We start from the raw sequence: 19,609 nt of genomic DNA, 5'->3' as shown, positions 1-19,609 counted from the left end.
ACAAATTGTCACACAAATCAGCAAAACACTTTCAAATAGAAACAAACCAATCTATAGAATAAAAAAGCTTCTCCTTATCCGCACTCAATATTATTACATTTTGAAACAAATAACATATATTTGCCAAGCAATTTGATAAACAAATCAAATACATTACAAATATAAGGTCAACTAACAATGGATATAAGGAGCAATTTGAACAATAAGCAAGGATTATACGATCCTGCCAACGAACATGACGCTTGCGGCGTAGGACTGGTCGTAAACGTCCACGGCGGTAAATCGCACGGCATAGTGGAATCAGCCCTTAAAATATTGGAAAACATGCGGCACCGGGGTGCGGAAGGAGCGGATAACAAGACCGGCGACGGTGCAGGCATCCTGTTACAAATTCCACACGAGTTTATCTTACTGCAAGGCATCCCCGTACCGGAAAAAGGTAAGTACGGAACCGGACTAGTCTTCTTTCCGAAAGACGAGAAACAGCATTCGGCTATCCTCAGTATCATGATCGAAGAGATCGAAAAGGAAGGGTTGACCTTAATGCATCTGCGCAAAGTACCTGTCAACACGGACATCTTAGGAAAAGACGCACGGGATACAGAGCCGGATATCAAACAGGTGTTCATCACCGGATGTGACGACCAGCAAGTATTGGAACTGAAACTATACATCATCCGCAAACGAATCGAGAAACGGATGGCGGCATCCGATATACCGAACAGGAAAGATTTCTACGTAGCGTCACTTTCCACCAAGAGCATCATATATAAAGGCATGCTGGAATCAATGCAACTTCGCCATTATTTCCCTGATCTGACCAACCCCTACCTGACAAGCGGACTGGCACTCGTCCACTCCCGCTTCAGCACGAACACATTCCCGACCTGGAGTCTAGCACAACCGTTTCGCCTCCTGGCACACAACGGGGAAATCAATACGATACGGGGCAACCGTGGCTGGATGGAAGCACGTGAAAGCGTCCTGTCCTCTCCCCGCATCCCGAATATAGACGAGATACGCCCGATCATCCAGCCGGATATGAGCGACAGCGCTTCACTGGACAACGTGCTGGAATTCTTCGTGGCGTCCGGCATGAGCCTGCCACATGCCATGGCGATGCTGGTTCCGGAAAGTTTCAACGAAAAAAACCCGATATCGGAAGACCTGAAAGCGTTCTACGAATATCATTCCATCCTGATGGAACCGTGGGACGGCCCGGCCGCCCTGCTTTTCAGCGACGGACGGTATGCCGGAGGAATGCTCGATCGCAACGGCTTGCGCCCGGCACGTTATCTGATCACGAAAAACGGCATGATGGTCGTGGCATCCGAAGTGGGCGTAATGGACTTCGAGCCGGACGAGATAGAGGAAAAAGGACGCTTACAACCGGGCAAAATCCTGCTGGTCGATACGGAAGAAGGCAAGATCTATTACGACGGCGAACTGAAAAAGCAGCTTGCTGGCGCACAGTTCTACCGCGTCTGGCTAGCAAACAACCGGGTGGAACTGGACGAACTGAAGTCCGGGCGACACGTCCCGCACACCGTTGCCGGATATGACAGGATGCTACGCACTTTCGGGTACAGCCGCGAGGACATCGAGCGTATCATCGCCCCGATGTGCATAGGCAGCACGGAGCCGGTCGGTTCAATGGGAAACGACATACCGCTGGCCGTCCTCTCCGAGCATCCTCAACTGCTGTTCAACTATTTCCGCCAACAGTTCGCCCATGTGACGAACCCGCCAATCGATCCGCTCCGTGAGGATTTGGTCATGAGCCTAACAGAATATATTGGTGCTGTAGGAAGTAATATCCTCATACCGAACGAGGCACATTGTAAGATGGTACGCCTCGCTCACCCAATACTGACCAACACGCAATTAGATATTCTTTGCAACATCCGCTATAAAGGTTTCAAGTCCGTCAAGCTGCCGATGCTCTTCGAAGTATCGCAGGGCTGCGAAGGACTGAAAACCGCCCTCGACCGGCTTTGCATGCAAGCAGAACAATCTGTCGCAGACGGTGTGAACTACATCATCCTGAGCGATAAGGATGTGGACGAAACCCATGCCCCTATCCCTTCACTCCTTGCCGTCAGCGCCGTGCACCACCACCTGATCTCCGCACAAAAACGTGTGCAGACCGCATTGGTGGTGGAGACTGGGGAAATGCGCGAAGTGATGCACGCAGCCTTGCTCTTAGGCTACGGAGCAAGCGCCATCAACCCATATATGTCGTTCGCCATCCTCCAAGATCTGGTGGACAGGCAGGAAATACAGCTCAACTACGAAATGGCACGCAAGAACTACATCAAAGCGCTTTGCAAAGGTCTGTTCAAGGTCATGAGCAAGATGGGAATCAGCACGATCCGCAGCTATCGAGGCGCCAAGCTGTTTGAGGCAGTCGGCCTTTCGACCGCACTTACCGATGCCTATTTCGGAGGGACGGCCAGCAGTGTAGGCGGTATCCGCCTGCAAGAGATAGCCGCCGACGCCATCGCCCTGCATCATCAGGCCTTTAGAGGGACAATAGACAGTCTGACTCTTGAGCACAAAGGGCTATACAGTTTCCGCAAAGACGGCGAGAAACACGCATGGAACCCGGAAACGATCTCAGCCCTCCAACAGGCAACCCGTTTGGGTAGCTACAAGAAGTTCAAGGAATACACACATCTCGTAGACAAAAAGGATACACCAATCTTCCTCCGAGATTTCCTGACCTTCCGAACGGGAAAATCCATTCCGATCGAAGATGTGGAACCAATAAGCGAGATCATGAAGCGTTTCGTCACGGGCGCCATGAGCTTCGGCTCGATCAGCAAAGAGGCGCACGAGACGATGGCAGTAGCAATGAACAAGATACATGGACGCAGCAACACAGGGGAAGGAGGCGAAGACTCCGCCCGTTTCACTCCCCGCGAAGACGGTCTCTCCCTCCGTTCCGCCATCAAACAAGTGGCCTCCGGACGTTTCGGCGTAACCGCTGAATATTTAGTGAATGCAGAAGAGATACAGATCAAAGTCGCCCAAGGCGCAAAACCAGGTGAAGGTGGACAGCTGCCGGGATTCAAGGTTAACGACGTGATTGCCAAAACACGCCACTCCATTCCAGGTATCTCGCTGATCTCTCCTCCTCCCCACCATGACATTTACTCGATCGAAGACCTAGCACAACTGATCTTCGACCTGAAAAATGTCAACCCGAGTGCCGAAATAAGCGTGAAGCTGGTATCGGAAAGCGGTGTCGGGACAATTGCAGCAGGCGTAGCAAAAGCTAAAGCCGACCGCATCGTCATATCGGGAGCCGAAGGGGGAACAGGTGCTTCTCCGATGAGCTCCATCCGCTACGCCGGACTGCCTCCCGAACTGGGATTGTCGGAGACGCAACAGACACTGGTCATGAATAACCTTCGCGGGCAAGTCCGGCTGCAAACCGACGGACAGTTGAAGACCGGGCGCGACATCGTCCTGATGGCCCTGTTGGGAGCCGAAGAGTTCGGTTTCGCCACCTCCGCCCTGATCGTACTGGGCTGCGTGATGATGCGCAAATGCCACATGAACACCTGCCCGGTGGGTGTCGCCACCCAAAACGAGGAACTGCGCAAACGTTTCCACGGCCGTTACGAATATTTGGTGAACTTCTTCACCTTCCTCGCCGAAGAGGTCCGAGAATACTTGGCGGAGATGGGCTTCAAAAGGCTGGATGACATCATCGGGCGTACGGACCTGATCGATAAGCGCCCACCCACGCCATCTGCATCCGGCAAATACGCATTGCTCGATTTCTCCAAATTGCTGCACATCCCAGCACAGGCTGCTACAAATGCCATACGTCATACGGCAGAGCAGGTCCACTTGACCGGACATGTAAAAGACCAGGACATTATCCTGCATGCCATGCCGGCCATCGAGCACCGACAAGAGATTTCTTTGGATTATGCCATAGCCAACACCGACCGCTCGGTAGGCGCCATGCTCTCCGGTGAGATTGCCAAACGATACGGCAACTCAGGATTACCGGAACATACGCTTAATATCAAATTCAAAGGTTCGGCCGGACAGAGCTTCGGCGCCTTCCTTGCGCACGGTGTCAACTTCCGCCTCGAAGGAGAAGCCAACGATTATTTAGGCAAAGGCTTGAGCGGAGGACGTATCAGCGTGATGCCTCCGGTACGGTCGACCTTCGTAGCCGAAAACAACACGATTGCCGGAAACACCCTGATGTACGGGGCGACAAGCGGCGAAGTGTATATCAACGGACGTGTAGGCGAACGTTTCTGCGTGCGTAACTCCGGTGCTATCGCCGTCGTAGAGGGAGTCGGTGACCACTGCTGCGAATATATGACCGGAGGACGCGTGGTGGTTCTCGGACGTACAGGGCGCAACTTCGCCGCCGGCATGAGCGGCGGTGTTGCTTATGTGTGGAACAAGGAAGGAGACTTCGACTACTACTGCAATATGGAGATGGTCGAACTCTCGCTGATCGAAGACAGCACGACACGCAAGGAACTGCACGAACTGATCCGCAAACATTACCATTTCACTGGCAGTCACCTCGCAAGCAAAATGCTTGACAACTGGAACAAGTATGTGGATGAATTCATACAGATCGTCCCGATCGAATATAAAAAGGTCTTGCAGGAAGAGCAGATGAAGAAGTTGCAACAAAAAATCGCTGAAATGCAGCGCGACTACTAAACGGCAGGGATACGTACCCGGCAAGTGAGGAGCGACCGTCCTTATGCGTGAGGAGTCACCGTCCTTACAAGGTCCCCCCTACCCATCCGGGCCGAATTACGAAGAAAAGAAAAGTATCAGTATAAACAATCAATTACCAACATGGGAAATCCGAAAGCATTCCTCACCATACACCGGCAAGAAGCCGGATATCGTCCCGTTCATGAACGCATCGACGACTTTAGCGAAGTAGAACAAACGCTCAACAGCAGCGACCGCCGCACACAGGCTTCCCGCTGCATGGACTGCGGCGTGCCCTTCTGCCACTGGGCCTGCCCGTTAGGTAACAAACAACCCGAATGGCAAGACCTGCTCTATAAAGGCAGATGGCGCGAAGCCTTCCACGTGTTGGAGCAGACCTGCGACTTCCCGGAGTTTACCGGACGCATCTGCCCCGCTCTCTGTGAGAAAAGCTGTGTGCTGAAACTGAGCTGTGACGAGCCTGTCACGATACGCGAGAACGAAGCCTCCATCGTAGAGGCCGCTTTTCGCGAAGGATACATCCAACCGGTCCGCCCCATCCGCAACGGCAAGCGGGTAGCCGTGATCGGCAGCGGCCCGGCCGGACTGACAGCAGCCAACCAACTGAACCGCCGGGGATACGAAGTAACGGTATTCGAGAAATACGAACTCCCAGGCGGCCTGCTCCGATTCGGTATTCCGAACTTCAAATTAGGGAAGAACATCATCGACCGCCGTATCCGGCTGATGGAACAGGAAGGGATCGTCTTCAAAGTCAACACGATGGTCGGCAACGAAGTATCCGCCAAAGAGATCGCCTCGACGTTCGATGCCGTCTGTATCGCCATCGGTTCCGAAGTGCCGCGCGACCTCCCCATCGAAGGGCGTAATCTGAAAGGCGTCCATTTCGCCCTCGAACTGTTGTCACAACAGAACCGTATCCTCGAAGGCATCGTCATCCCGCCTAAAGACATCATCAACTGCAAAGGCAAGAAAATCCTCATCATCGGTGGCGGCGACACGGGAAGCGACTGCGTCGGGACAGCCAATCGCCACAAAGCCGCTAACGTGACGCAAATCGAAATCATGCCCCAGCCGCCCGTCGGACATAACCCGACAACTCCCTGGCCCCTGTACCCGCAAGTGCTGAAAACGAGCAGCAGCCACGAAGAAGGATGCATCCGCCGCTGGAACCTCGCCTCCGTCCGTTTCATCGGCGAAAAGAACACACTGAAAGGCGTCGAAGTCGAAGAGGTGGAATGGTTGCCTGCGAAAAACGGCGGACGTCCCGAAATGTGGAAGACAGGCCGTACGGAAATAATCGAAGCCGACCTCGTCTTCCTCGCGATGGGCTTCATCCACCCCGAACAGGAAGGGCTGATCAAAGAACTTTCCATCGCCGTCGACACACGCGGCAACATCGCCGTCGATCCGGGCACCAACCGGATAGCCGACACTAATATCTTCGCCTCAGGCGATGCCGTCAGCGGTGCCAGCCTCGTTGTCCGTGCCATGGCCTCCGGTCGCAAAGCAGCAGCCGCTATCGACAAATACCTGCACCCCCATAAATCATAATTCATAATTCATAAATCATAATTCCCATGTGTGGTATTACAGCAATCTTCAACATCCATAGCAGCGCCGCCGACCTTCGTCAGCAAGCCCTGAAAATGAGTAAACGTATCCGTCACCGCGGCCCGGACTGGAGCGGCATCTATCAAGGAAAAACCGCCATCCTCGCCCATGAACGCCTCTCCATCGTCGATCCTGCATCCGGCGGACAACCGCTGAGAAGCAAAGACGGCAAACTGATCCTCACCGTCAACGGCGAGATATATAACCATCGCGAACTCCGCGGACAGTTGAAAGACGAATACGAATTCCAGACCGGAAGCGACTGCGAGGTCATCCTCGCCCTCTACCGCAAATACGGCGTGGGATGCGTGGAAAAGCTGAGCGGGATCTTCGGATTCGCTCTCTACGACGAAGCGAACGACTGTTACCTGATCGCCCGCGATCCGATCGGCGTCATCCCCCTCTATATCGGCCACGACGACGAAGGGCATCTCCTTGTGTCATCCGAACTGAAAGGGCTCGAAGGCTTCGCCACCGCATACGGCCAGTTCCCTCCGGGACACTATTTCTATAGCCGTGATAAGGATTTCACCCGCTGGTATATCCGCGACTGGATGCAATATGATAACGTGAAAGATAATCCTGCCAGCGTAGAGGAACTGCACGATGCCCTCGAAGCGGCCGTACGCCGCCAACTGATGAGCGACGTGCCCTATGGCGTACTCCTTTCCGGCGGTCTGGACTCGTCCATCACCTCCGCCATAGCCAAAAAATACGCAGCCAAACGCATCGAGACCGAAGGGAAGGCAGATGCATGGTGGCCGCAGCTGCACTCCTTCGCTGTCGGTCTCAAAGGAGCGCCTGATTTAGTGGCAGCCAAGAAAGTGGCCGATTATATCGGTACTGTCCACCACGAGATCAACTACACGATCGAGGAAGGGCTCGATGCCATTCGTGACGTGATCTACTACATCGAGACATACGACGTGACGACTGTCCGCGCCTCCACTCCGATGTACCTGTTGGCTCGCGTAATCAAGTCGATGGGTATAAAGATGGTGTTGAGCGGCGAAGGGGCGGATGAGGTGTTCGGGGGTTACCTCTATTTCCACAAAGCCCCGGATGCGAAAGCATTCCACGAAGAGACCGTCCGTAAACTGAGCAAACTCTATATGTATGACTGTCTACGGGCTAACAAAAGCTTATGTGCTTGGGGTGTGGAAGGTCGCGTTCCTTTCCTCGACAAAGAGTTTCTCGATATTGCCATGCGCCTCAACCCTGAAGCCAAAATGTGTCCCGGTAGCGTGATCGAGAAGAAAATTCTCCGCGAGGCTTTCGCCGATGTGCTCCCCTCGGAAATAGCCTGGCGGCAGAAGGAACAATTCTCCGACGGCGTCGGCTACAGCTGGATCGACACGCTGAAAAAGGTGACCGCCCAAGCCGTCAGCGACACTGAAATGGCGAATGCCGCCCGGCGCTTCCCGATCAACACGCCTCAGAACAAAGAAGAATACTTCTACCGTACCATCTTCGAAGAGCATTTTCCCAGTGAAAGTGCCGCCCGCAGCGTGCCGAGCGTACCGAGCGTTGCCTGCTCCACCGCCGAAGCTCTCGCTTGGGATACCGCCTTCAAGAACATGAACGACCCCAGCGGACGGGCGGTGAAAGGGGTACATGAAGCGGCATACTGACATACCGATCTCCGTAACAAAACACACTCAAATCTGTATGTTATATAAAAAACAGAAACAAACCTCTAAACTGAAGTTTGCTTCTGTTTTTATATGACCTTCACTAATCCCGCACGCAACGGATAGGGAAATAACAAGCTCCGACTGCTGCCGCTGAGACATTATTATTAATCATATCATTGTCGCCATCCAAATATGGAAGCATCGGAATTCCCTTTGACAAGATATCGACCCAAAATAAGACAGTTCCTTCTAACTCCGTTGAATTAAACTTAGGAGTATTGGTTTTACCAAACCCTGTTGTCTGTCCCAGTGCAGGCACAGCATAAAGTGAAAGTCCACTCAAATTATCAGGAGTATTATCACCAGACTTCCACCATTGAGCAGCCACCCAATCACGACTATCTTTATTTTCCGCCACATTAGAAGCCATCATATGCCACCAGTCAAAGCCAAAAATATAATCAATATATTCCATGTCTGCATAATAATTTCCAAATACACCATGCGTAAAACTTGTCGGAATATGCCACCCTTCGGGGCAAAGACTATTATTAGTTTGTCCTTCTATATCTTGTGAAAGAATATTGTAATCTGAACCAAGATTCTGGACATATGGATCGTAATCTCCCGCCACAGCCGAAAAGTTATAATGCAAACCATATCGTTTCTTCACCTCATCGCTCTGACTTTCCACATCAAAACTATCATCTTTCTTATAATAATCATACATAGCTGCTTTCTGATACTGAGTACCTGTCGAATATTCGTTAAGATAAACAGTTTGAGACTTTTGGTCATCCGTTGCGCTCCGCTGATAAACCAAAGAAGTTCCATCCTTAAACTTTGTAGCACGCAAATTCTCTCTCATCCAATAAGACGCTCCTATCTTGACAATAGGATACTCAATACCGTCAGCATCCGAAATGGTATAGGGTTCTAACTTATACTTATCAATCCCATTTTTGCATTCCTTGACATTTTTAGATGATGTAATCATCAATTTGGAGATTTCCTCCTTCCCTCCAGTTCCCGCAATAAAAGCTGCAAGAGGTGACACATTACCATTTTCATAACTACCCCGCATTGTCCAACCAATGTTACCTCCGGCAATATTCCTACTGCCTTTAGCACCTCCTAGATATTTCGCTATATATCCATTGGCAAGGTCTACCTTGTTATCTTCACCTACAGGATAAACGGCTACGACCTGATAAGTCACGCCATTTTGCCCCGGAATACGGCCGAACCCTTCCTTACAGATCTCCGCAACCTGCTTATCGCCATCCATCACTTTCCACACGTTGGATTTATCCCAATCTATATCATTTATATCGATATAATTCTCAACTGTGACAGGCATACTGAACCGGGTTCCATCAGTCAAGATAAATTCCACATAGTCATCATAGACCTTCACATCGCTAAAGAACGAGCTACCACCGCCCCCACCGCTACCGGCAGGACCTTGTGAGCCGGTCGGACCCTGTTCTCCCGTTTCGCCACGCTCACCTGAAACTTTCGCCCACTGCTTACCTCCGTCTACAGAAAGATAAACGGCAGTATCATTCTTCTTACCCCCGCCAATCAGAATGGCATCATCCGGCAATTGGCTTCCTAATTTCAATTCAGGAGGTATACTCTGTGTATTAGCGCCGATTATATTGCCTTCAGAATCTTTCATCAGTTCGCCGTCAAGTGTCCAATACCAATTTCCATCTTCCGACTGCTTTATACCGATTAGGGGGGTATTCCCTTTTTCGCCTTTCTCGCCGTGATAGATCGTAGCCGGTTCCTGATTCTTAAAACGTATCGTATAACCGACCGTATCACTGCCTAAAACCACAGGAGTGACATCCGTGATATAGTCATTTTCGTCCATCAACTTTTGAAGAGCATCAATATTGCTACTGGCCGCAGCCTGCCAGGTTTCCAAAGCTTCGATACGGTTCTCCAATCCCGAAATCTTATTCCATAAATCTTCATCATTATAGCATCCGGTCATAAACACAGCAGAAAGAGCTAACCAAACACAAATACTCGTTTTTATCTTTTTCATTTTTCTATTATATAAAAATTCGATTAATAATACTAATCAGTCTTGACTACCGGCATCGCTGGATGCCGGTAGTCAAGACCATTCGGTGCCAGTTACCAGCACCGTTCAGTGCCGATGACCGGAACAAATTATAATTCACCCGGACGTTCTTCTTCTCCGGGAATATTTCCCACATACAAAGGATAGGGGAAGCGGTTTCGACGGGGTTCCTTCAACAACTTCTTTGAATTTGTGCTTGCCTGAGTCGCAACCTCCAAATAGTAAGCCCCCTTATTTAACTGAGGAATGATAAATGAAAAAAAAGATGGGTCGTTGCGTAGTAAAGCAGAAACCGGGACAGGGATTTCCGTTTTATCCGTATCGGACACGAAGAAGAAGCCGACCGTCTGCCCTTCAGAACCGGTTATCTTCACCCGGTTGCCTTCGCCGTTAAGACCACCGCCCGGAGTGATCCGAAGATTTTCACTGCCGGTTGCCACATCGACAACTTTCGTAATGGTCGGCAATCCTTCTTCCGTACCAGCGACAATCACACTGATGTTTTTCAAATCTTCCTTAAATTCGATACGGGGTGAACAACGTAAAGTTACATTGTTGACCGACGGATCGAATTTGGCATCCGGACCTATAAACGGACCGTCCACGCCAAGTGAATTATTCGCAAACCCGAACTCTACGGTAGAAGCATTGTAAAGTTCTATCTTAGCCTGGGCCATCAAGTCGTTATAGGCACTCTCCAACTCAGACGCCGTAAATTTACTGTTCGTTGCAGCCAGCTTGCATAAGTCTTTGACTGAACGATTTGCCTGATAAGTTACATTAAAAGAAAAGTCATCATCACGCTCCGTCAGCTTATTAGCAACTAATTTGCCGGTAATGCTACGCATTTTAGGTTCGTTTAAAGCCATAAATTTAAAATTTGATTAAGTTCGATTAGAACTATTTCCTTTTATGGCGTTTTTCAAGTAACGAAATCCATATCAACAACCAAAACACACTTTATTTTGGCAAAAAGGTTCAAACGGGTAATAAAAATTAATACAAAAACCCGTTTTGTTAGGATTTATTTTATAGATTTGCATCATTATTAACGTAGTTCTAATCGAACTATGTCTATTTTTTTGTTTCCTTTTAATTATCAATTATTATTACAAATACGAACTTCCGGCTACTTTCGTAGTACAAATGGGATTCCTGCCATTTATAAGAAATCCTCCCGCATCGGACTGAACGTGTCGATCAGAACACCAGCTTCCAAGCATATGCAACCATGCAGAATACCCGGTTTCATATATACGCCGTCACCCGGACGCACAATCTTCGTTTCACCGTCCGTCGTGAACTCGAACACACCACTCGCTACATAAGTCGTTTGCGTATGCGGATGTGTATGCGGCGTTCCGATTGCTCCTGTTTCGAACTTGACTTTGACCATCATCAGGTTGTCGTTATAACCCATGATTTGCCTAACGATACCTTCACCCGCTGATTCCCATGGCATTTCTGCCTCAAACTGAAAATTGTTACTCTCGTATTTCATGATTTTGCAATTTAATTATTACAAAAATAATCGTTTTTTCGTACATTTGATGCATTATTAAATCTATCAACATGAAAAATAGAATTTCTACTGGGGCGCTCTTCGCCATGCTTATGCTTATGGCCATGCTTCCCCGAACCGGACATTCACAAGAAATCGATCCCAACGCCTATTACGAGATCGTAAGCAGCAACAACCTGGTTCTCGACAATCAAGACAGCGAAGACGACGGGACCCAGATATTCATCAACAACCGTGTGGAGAACCGCGTGTCGCAGGTATGGCAACTGACGACTCCCGGCCATGGGGTCTATAAGATCTGTACGCCCCTCTCCGATAAATGCGTGGACAACAACAACACGAAAGAACCGGGCCCGGTTATCCAGTGGGACAACGGAGCGACCAATATGAACCAATTCTGGAAACTCACGAAGATAGGAGGAAACACCTACACGTTCACCAACATAACAAACGGGTTGAACCTCGGTATCAGTGACGACGGGCAACCAGGAAAAGCGGCTCTCCAGCTTGTCGCTGATTCGACCAGTGCCAGACAACACTGGACACTACGCCGGTCAAACATCAAAATTGACAAGGAGGCCCTGCGCAGTTCTAGTGACAAGGATTGGGAGAACGAAACTATCTTTGCCGTCAACAAGGAGCCGGGGCATACGACTTATGTCCCCTTCCCTTCCGTGGAAAGCCTGAAAAGTTCGCCAGACTATCGCAAAGCCTGGCTTCGCCCGAACTCGCCGCGCTACCAGTTGTTGAACGGCAACTGGAAATTCAATTGGGTAAAACAGCCGTCCGAACGTCCGGTCAATTTCTATAAACCGAACTACGATGTTTCCGGCTGGAAAGAAATTCCGGTTCCTTCCAATTGGGAAATGTACGGATACGGTACTCCTATTTATACAAACATCACGTATCCGCATCGCAACAACCCTCCTTTCATACAAGGCAAGAAAGGATACACGATTATGGACGAACCGAACCCGGTCGGCTCCTACCGCCGTGACTTCAATATTCCGGACGACTGGAAAGGAAGTGAAATCTTTATCCATTTCGACGGAGTCTACAGTGCAATGTACCTCTGGGTGAACGGAAAGAAAGTCGGGTACAGCCAGGGAGCGAATAACGACGCAGAGTTCAATATCACGAAATATGTAAAGCCGGGAAAGAACGTCCTGGCTGTCGAAGTGTACCGTTGGAGCGACGGCAGTTACCTGGAAGATCAAGATATGTTCCGCCTGAGCGGTATCCATCGCGATGTTTATCTGTTCGCGACTCCCAAGCTGCGCTTGCGCGATTACTATCTGACCGCTTCCTTCACAGGAGATGACCTGAGCAAGGCGATATTCAGTGTCCGTACAAACGTGACGAACTATGGCAAAACAGTGGACGAAGCGGTTGTCGACATCACGTTGCTGGACCAAGACGGCAAACAGGTGGCCTTTATATCCGATGTTGTCAAAGACATCAGGAAAGGACAGGAAACGGTCAACACGGCCAGCGTCGAAGTCAAGAACCCGCGTCTCTGGTCTGCCGAGACTCCCTACCTTTACACGGCGATACTGGAATTGAAAGACAAGACTGGCAAAACACTAGAAGCTATGTCTTCACAATTCGGTTTCCGCAAAATCGAGATCAAGAACAAGCGGGTATATATCAATAATGAGCAGGTGTTCTTCAAAGGAGCCAACCGCCATGACATCCACCCTCAGCACGGAAAAGCGGTTCCGGTCGAGTCGATGATCGAGGATATATTGCTTTTCAAGCGTTATAATCTGAACACGATCCGCACGAGCCACTATCCAAACGATGCCAAGATGTACGCATTACACGACTACTATGGCCTCTACGTGATGGACGAAGCCGATATAGAGTGTCACGGCAACCATTCGATCAGCAACAAGGAAAGCTGGTTACCCGCCTATGTAGACCGTATGGTTCGCATGGTCGAGCGTGACAAGAACCACCCGTCCGTCATCTTCTGGTCTATGGGTAACGAATCCGGTGACGGCAAAAACTTCGACACCGTATACAAGGAAGCCCGCAAACTCGATCCGCGTCCGATCCATTATGAAGGCAAAAACCGGATCGCCGACATGGATTCCCGAATGTATCCTTCCATCGAGTCGATGAAGCAACAGGACGAGGAGAAGAGCGACAAACCGTTCTTCCTTTGCGAATATGCGCATGCAATGGGTAATGCGATCGGTAACCTCGATGAATATTGGGATTATATCGAAAACCATTCCTGCCGCATGATAGGCGGTTGTATCTGGGACTGGGTGGACCAGGGTATCAACAAATATGGCGAATTGTCTGACCGTTACTACTTCGGCGGTGGCTTCGGCGACAAACCTAACGATTTTGATTTCTGCTGTAACGGTATCGTAACTCCCGACCGCCAGGTAACTCCTAAATTGATCGAAGTGAAAAAAGTGTACCAATATATCAAATTCAAACCGGTAGAGTTGAAGGCGGGTAAAGTGAAGCTGGAAAACCGCTACGATTTCCTTAATCTGAATCAGTTCGATTTACAATGGCAGTTGTTGAAAGACGGCCAAATAGTCGAATCGGGCGTATTATCTTTAGGCGATGCAGCTCCGAACAAAGACATCGAAGTGACGATTCCTTATAAAACGGCTTTGGATGCCGGCAGCGAATACTTCCTCAACCTGTCAGCCCGGTTGAAAAAGGATTGCAATTGGGCGAATGCCGGACACGAAGTAGCCTCCGAGCAATATTCACTGACCGGAAAGATTGCAGTAGCTCCTGTCGACACAGCTTTCAACGACACACTGAAAGTCGAAGAAGAAAAAGGGCAGATCGGTTTTCGCGCTCCGGGATTCTTCATCGCTTTCAATCCAGAGACGGGCAAGATGGTTTCTTTACGCTATGCCGGTACGGATATGATCTATAATAAGGAAGGTTTCGATTTCAACTGGTTCCGTGCAATGGACAATGATAAACGGGACTATCTGCCGACCACCGTCAAAAAGCAGGCATTCGACTGGAAGCAGGCCACCGACAAAAAGTCGGTGACCATTACCACGAGCTTGGAAGCTACCGTAGGAAGCGGAACCCAAAAAGTGGTACTGCCATTCGACGTCACTTATACAGTCTATGCAAACGGTACGGTCGATGTAGACGCGACTTTCAAAGCTGGCAACGACTTCAACCTGCCTCGCCTCGGCCTCCAGGTTGCTTTGAACCCGACACTCGAACAGGTGGAATGGTACGGACGCGGCCCGATTGAAAACTATTGGGACCGCAAAAATGCAGCCTATGTCGGCCTGTACAAGAACACCGTGACTGGAATGGAAGAAGCCTACGTACGTGCCCAGTCGATGGGTAACCGCGATGATGTACGCTGGCTGACGCTAAAAAGCCTCGATAACCAAGGTATCCGAATCACATCTAAAGACCACCTGAACTTCAGCGCACTCCACTTCACCGATCCGGAACTGTGGGAACTGACTTACGGGCATGACCTCGACAATATCCGCCGTGCGGAAGTGATTCTAAATCTCGATTGCATCCAGCGTGGTATTGGAAACGGCAGTTGCGGCCCAGGCCCGCGCCCACATTATGAAATTGAAAAGAACAAAAACTATAGCTACTCGTTCCGCATCGAGAACGCGAAGTAACCTATCGGCGAATGAAGACTTAACCGCCTTGTTTCCACGCTCGACGCGGGATCGCAAAAGAACAGGCATTATCTACGGCCAGTTATAACGCGATCCTGTGCCCAGCACAGGAATAAGGCGGTTTTTATTCACCGATAAAGCATCATTCAAACAAAGCAACCATTTACTAAGCCCCTATAAAGAATGAAGAAAATCTTATTGACCGCAGGCTTTACCCTATTCGCTTGGGGATCGACCTGCCTGGCGCAAAGCACGTATTTCAGCGACAGTAAAGAATGGCTCCGGAAAGCTGAGGCCTGCAAGCCGGAGTTGAGTTATCAGACTATTTCTCCCGTCAAAGTCGTCCGTTCCGTACAGGACACAAAAGCATTCCAGGGCTGGCGGATGGAAGATGCCGGACAACCGGATATCCTCTTCAACGAGCCGTTCAAAAAGCATCCAGCCATTACCCTGGATTTCGGCAATCATTATACCGGCTATCTCACTTTCTCCATCAAACCGTCCGGATTAAAAGCAGCAGACGCACCCGTCCGGCTTAAGTTCACCTTTGCAGAAGTTCCGGGAGAGTTGAACACCCCGCTCGAACCTTATAAGGGAGGTTTGGCCCGTTCCTGGGTGCAGGACGAGATCGTGACGGTCATGAGCGTCCCCCACGAGATGACGATCCCGCGCCGCCTGGCAGGACGCTACCTGAAAATCGAACTGCTGGGCATATCGGGCAGTTTCGACTTCGTGTTCGACAAGCTGACCTTCAAGACACAAACCTCCGTCACCAACGAAGCACCGGCTTTAGCCTCTACCACCGATCCTCTGGTCCGGGATATATATAAAGTAGGCTTGAATAGCCTGAAAGAATGCATGCAGACTGTCTATGAAGACGGCCCCAAACGGGATCGCCGCCTGTGGATCGGCGACCTCTATCTCGAAGCATTGGCAAACGCCCATACGTTCAAGAACCATGAACTGACCAAACATTGCCTGTATCTGCTCGCCGCCTTCGCCAACGACGAAGGCTTGCTGCATGCCACACTGCTCGAAAAGCCTCAACCCCATCCGCAATACGGCACGCACACACTGGACTACTGCCTCATTTATAACGTAGCATTGTTGGAATACCTGAAAGAGACGGGAGACAGGGAAACAGCGAATGACCTGTGGCCTGTTGTTGTCCGCCAGATAGAGTTAGCACTTCGCCAGTTTTCACCGGAATGGATCTATGACATGGACAAGAAACCTCAATACTGGTTGGTATTCGACTGGAAAGACGGATATGACCGGCAGGCTTCCATGCAAGGACTAACGATTTTCGCCCTACAACACAGCTACGAATTGGCTAAAATGTTAGGCAAAGAAAAGGAGGCCGGCGAATGGCCGACAATAGCCGGCAAGATGAAAAAAGCTGCCCGCCAACATTTCTATGACAAGAAGCGAGGAGTAATGGTCAGCGGCAAAGACAAACAAATCTCCTATCTGTCGCAAGTTTGGATGATCCTATCCAACACACTGGACAAAAAAGAAGGGGCTAAGGCAATGGCTACCGTCATGTCCATGCCCGACGCTTGCTATCCGGGCTGCCCCTATGCTTACCATTATGTGATAGAAGCCCTTCTGCAATGCGGCATGCCGCAAGAAGCACGCAAACTGATTACCGATTATTGGGGTAGTATGGTAAAGCGGGGAGCCGATACCTTTTGGGAAGTCTATGACCCGAACAATGATTACCTTTCCCCCTATGGCTTCTTCGTAATCAATAGCTATTGCCATGCCTGGAGTTGCACCCCGATCTATTTCATCAACAAATATCCGGAGATATTCCAAAAATAACCTCTTTCATGCCGGTTAAGGAACTGTATCAAAATACCTATATGATTTCTCTTAGGCACGGATTACATGGACTTTTTTATTCTTTCCTCGTGTAACCCGTGCCAAAAAAACAAATAGCAAGCGAATTTTTATTTTGACCTCATGAAATCTTTCAGGAGGTGTGTCGATCAGCAGTCAGAATTTCTTCCCATCCTTCCAAAACCAAAAGTCCTCATCATAAACTCAGATAGCCATTCGCATAGAACAACTTACAATAACAAAGATAAAACAAGTATCTCCATTACTATTTATAACATAAAACAGCCCTATTTATAACAATTCATCACAAACACATTATTATTATACATTAAGACATAATTTACATATCAAAAATATCAAAACGTCGTATATTTGCATTGTAATAAAACAAAAAGACATATCAAACAAAATAATAGCGATAAAAATGACAGAACCAATCAGATTTACAAAGATGCACGGAGCCGGAAACGACTACATATACGTGAATACAATGGCTTTTCCGGTCCGGAACCCGGAAGAGCTTGCCATTAGGTTGAGTGCTCCCCATACCGGGATCGGCTCGGACGGACTGGTTCTGATCGGTTCATCAAAAATCGCCGACTTCAGCATGCGTATTTTCAATGCGGACGGTTCCGAAGCCATGATGTGTGGAAATGCCTCCCGTTGTATCGGCAAATATGTATATGACAAAAGACTGACGAACAAAAAAAACATTACGCTGGAAACATTATCCGGCATCAAGGAGTTGCAACTGACCACCCGGAAACTTTCCGGTCCCCACGAAGAGGTAACCGAAGTGACGGTCGACATGGGCTGTCCGGTAATAGGTGAAACAGCCCTTGAAATAGAAGCCGGAGACTATTTTTATACGGGAACGGTCATCTCGATGGGGAATCCGCATCTTGTCATTTTTGTCGAAGATATCACGAATATAAATCTGCCGGTCATCGGACCTTTATTGGAATGCCATCCGCTGTTCCCGAACCGGACGAATGTCGAATTTGTCCAGGCGCTAAGTACAGACGAAGTACGGATGAAGGTTTGGGAACGCGGTTCCGGCATTACGCAAGCCTGTGGGACCGGAGCCTGTGCGACAGCCGTAGCAAGCGCAGTGCGCGGGAAAACCGGACGAAAAACCAAAGTCGTCATGGATGGAGGCCCTCTTACCATCCATTGGGATGAAAGTTCCGGACACGTCTATATGACTGGCGGGGCGGTCAAAGTATTCGAGGGGGAACTGGAAATATAAACACAACAAAAAACTATTGATAGAATATGGCACTGATTAATGAACATTTCCTGAAGCTGCAAAACAACTACCTGTTCTCGGACATCGCAAAGAAAGTAAACAGTTTTAAGGTTACACATCCCAAAAAGAAAATTATCCGCATGGGTATCGGCGATGTGACGCAACCGTTAGCCCCTGCCGTCATCGAAGCCATGCACAAGGCGGTCGACGAGATGGCAAGCAAGGATACATTCCACGGATACGGCCCCGAACAAGGCTATCCGTTCCTGATAGATGCCATCATCAAGAACGATTATGCCAGTCGCGGCATCTTCCTCGAACCCGGAGAAGTGTTCGTGAGCGACGGAGCCAAAAGCGACTGTGGAAACATCGGTGACATGCTTCGTCACGACAACAGTATCGGTGTGACAGACCCGGTCTATCCGGTATATATCGACTCGAACGTGATGAGCGGACGGACCGGTACGCTGGAAAACGGCAAATGGAGCGACGTGGTCTACATCCCCTGCACCGAAGCCAATAACTTCGTGCCCGATCTGCCCAGCCGCCGCGTAGACATCATTTACCTCTGCTATCCGAACAACCCGACCGGGACAACGCTTACGAAAGAAGAACTGAAGAAATGGGTGAACTATGCCCTTGCCAATGATTGCCTGATTATGTACGACTCGGCTTACGAGGCCTATATCCAAGATCCCAATATCCCCCACTCTATCTACGAGATCAAGGGAGCGAAGAAGGTGGCGATCGAGTTCCGCAGCTTCTCCAAAACAGCCGGTTTCACAGGTGTGCGCTGCGGTTACACGATTGTTCCGAAAGAGTTGAACGCCTTTACCCTGGCAGGCGAACGGGTTCCGCTGAACCGGATGTGGAACCGCCGTCAGTGCACGAAGTTCAACGGTACGAGCTACATCACCCAGCGAGGAGCCGAAGCAGTCTACAGCCCGGAAGGGAAAGAGCAGGTCCGGAAAACGATCGATTATTACATGGCCAACGCCCGCATCATGCGGGAAAGCCTCCAGAGCTGCGGCCTGCGGGTGTATGGCGGCGAAAACGCCCCTTACATCTGGCTGAAAACACCGGACGGACTCTCTTCTTGGAAATTCTTTGACAAACTGCTTTACGAAGTCAATATAGTAGGGACTCCCGGTGTGGGGTTCGGACCCGGTGGCGAGGGTTTTCTCCGTCTCACCGCTTTCGGAGACAGAGACGACACGCTGGAAGCCATGAGCAGGCTGAAGAAGTGGTTGCTCTAAGCTAACAGTCGATGAATTCCAATCCACAGGTTAATTTGGA

Annotated in this window: 10 protein-coding genes; 7 read left to right on the top strand and 3 right to left on the bottom strand. The window is 49.7% G+C overall.

Annotated features, from left to right (window positions below; all coding sequences use genetic code 11):
• Nucleotides 1-177: 177 nt before the first annotated feature.
• The 3 genes from gltB (at nucleotide 178) to asnB (ending at nucleotide 7,967) form a co-directional block, all read left to right on the top strand.
• Nucleotides 178-4,701 (top strand): glutamate synthase large subunit, encoded by a 4,524-nt coding sequence (gltB, locus tag BHV83_RS04530; protein WP_286756504.1) that lies wholly within the window; start codon nucleotides 178-180, stop codon nucleotides 4,699-4,701.
• Between the two features lie 141 nt (nucleotides 4,702-4,842).
• Complete coding sequence (locus BHV83_RS04525; RefSeq protein WP_005638618.1) at nucleotides 4,843-6,276, top strand: glutamate synthase subunit beta; 1,434 nt, start codon at nucleotides 4,843-4,845, stop codon at nucleotides 6,274-6,276.
• Nucleotides 6,277-6,302: 26 nt separating this feature from the next.
• Entirely contained in the window at nucleotides 6,303-7,967 is a 1,665-nt protein-coding gene (gene asnB / locus BHV83_RS04520) for an asparagine synthase B (protein WP_005648812.1), read from the top strand.
• 103 nt (nucleotides 7,968-8,070) lie between these two features.
• Here asnB and BHV83_RS04515 read toward each other — a convergent pair whose 3' ends face one another.
• The 3 genes from BHV83_RS04515 to BHV83_RS04505 all read right to left on the bottom strand — a co-directional run bounded on the left by BHV83_RS04515 (nucleotide 8,071) and on the right by BHV83_RS04505 (nucleotide 11,566).
• Nucleotides 8,071-10,026: a PL29 family lyase N-terminal domain-containing protein gene (locus tag BHV83_RS04515; protein ID WP_005638627.1), complete on the bottom strand. Its 1,956-nt coding sequence runs from the start codon at nucleotides 10,024-10,026 to the stop codon at nucleotides 8,071-8,073.
• Nucleotides 10,027-10,154: 128 nt separating this feature from the next.
• Nucleotides 10,155-10,934, bottom strand: a complete 780-nt coding sequence (locus BHV83_RS04510; protein WP_005638629.1) for a DUF4469 domain-containing protein — start codon at nucleotides 10,932-10,934, stop codon at nucleotides 10,155-10,157.
• Between the two features lie 293 nt (nucleotides 10,935-11,227).
• Nucleotides 11,228-11,566: a cupin domain-containing protein gene (locus BHV83_RS04505; protein WP_022322245.1), complete on the bottom strand. Its 339-nt coding sequence runs from the start codon at nucleotides 11,564-11,566 to the stop codon at nucleotides 11,228-11,230.
• A gap of 71 nt (nucleotides 11,567-11,637) precedes the next feature.
• Between BHV83_RS04505 and BHV83_RS04500 the strand changes: the two genes are divergently transcribed.
• The 4 genes from BHV83_RS04500 (at nucleotide 11,638) to BHV83_RS04485 (ending at nucleotide 19,569) form a co-directional block, all read left to right on the top strand.
• Nucleotides 11,638-15,222: a glycoside hydrolase family 2 TIM barrel-domain containing protein gene (locus tag BHV83_RS04500; protein WP_122205615.1), complete on the top strand. Its 3,585-nt coding sequence runs from the start codon at nucleotides 11,638-11,640 to the stop codon at nucleotides 15,220-15,222.
• Nucleotides 15,223-15,405: 183 nt separating this feature from the next.
• Complete coding sequence (locus tag BHV83_RS04495) at nucleotides 15,406-17,046, top strand: alpha-L-rhamnosidase-related protein (protein WP_122205616.1); 1,641 nt, start codon at nucleotides 15,406-15,408, stop codon at nucleotides 17,044-17,046.
• 442 nt (nucleotides 17,047-17,488) lie between these two features.
• Complete coding sequence (gene dapF / locus BHV83_RS04490) at nucleotides 17,489-18,313, top strand: diaminopimelate epimerase (RefSeq protein WP_005638635.1); 825 nt, start codon at nucleotides 17,489-17,491, stop codon at nucleotides 18,311-18,313.
• Between the two features lie 26 nt (nucleotides 18,314-18,339).
• Nucleotides 18,340-19,569 (top strand): LL-diaminopimelate aminotransferase, encoded by a 1,230-nt coding sequence (locus BHV83_RS04485; RefSeq protein ID WP_005638636.1) that lies wholly within the window; start codon nucleotides 18,340-18,342, stop codon nucleotides 19,567-19,569.
• The last annotated feature ends 40 nt before the right edge of the window (nucleotides 19,570-19,609 follow it).

This window comes from Parabacteroides sp. merdae-related_45_40, from assembly GCF_001915675.1.
This window is presented reverse-complemented; position numbering and strand designations above follow the sequence as displayed.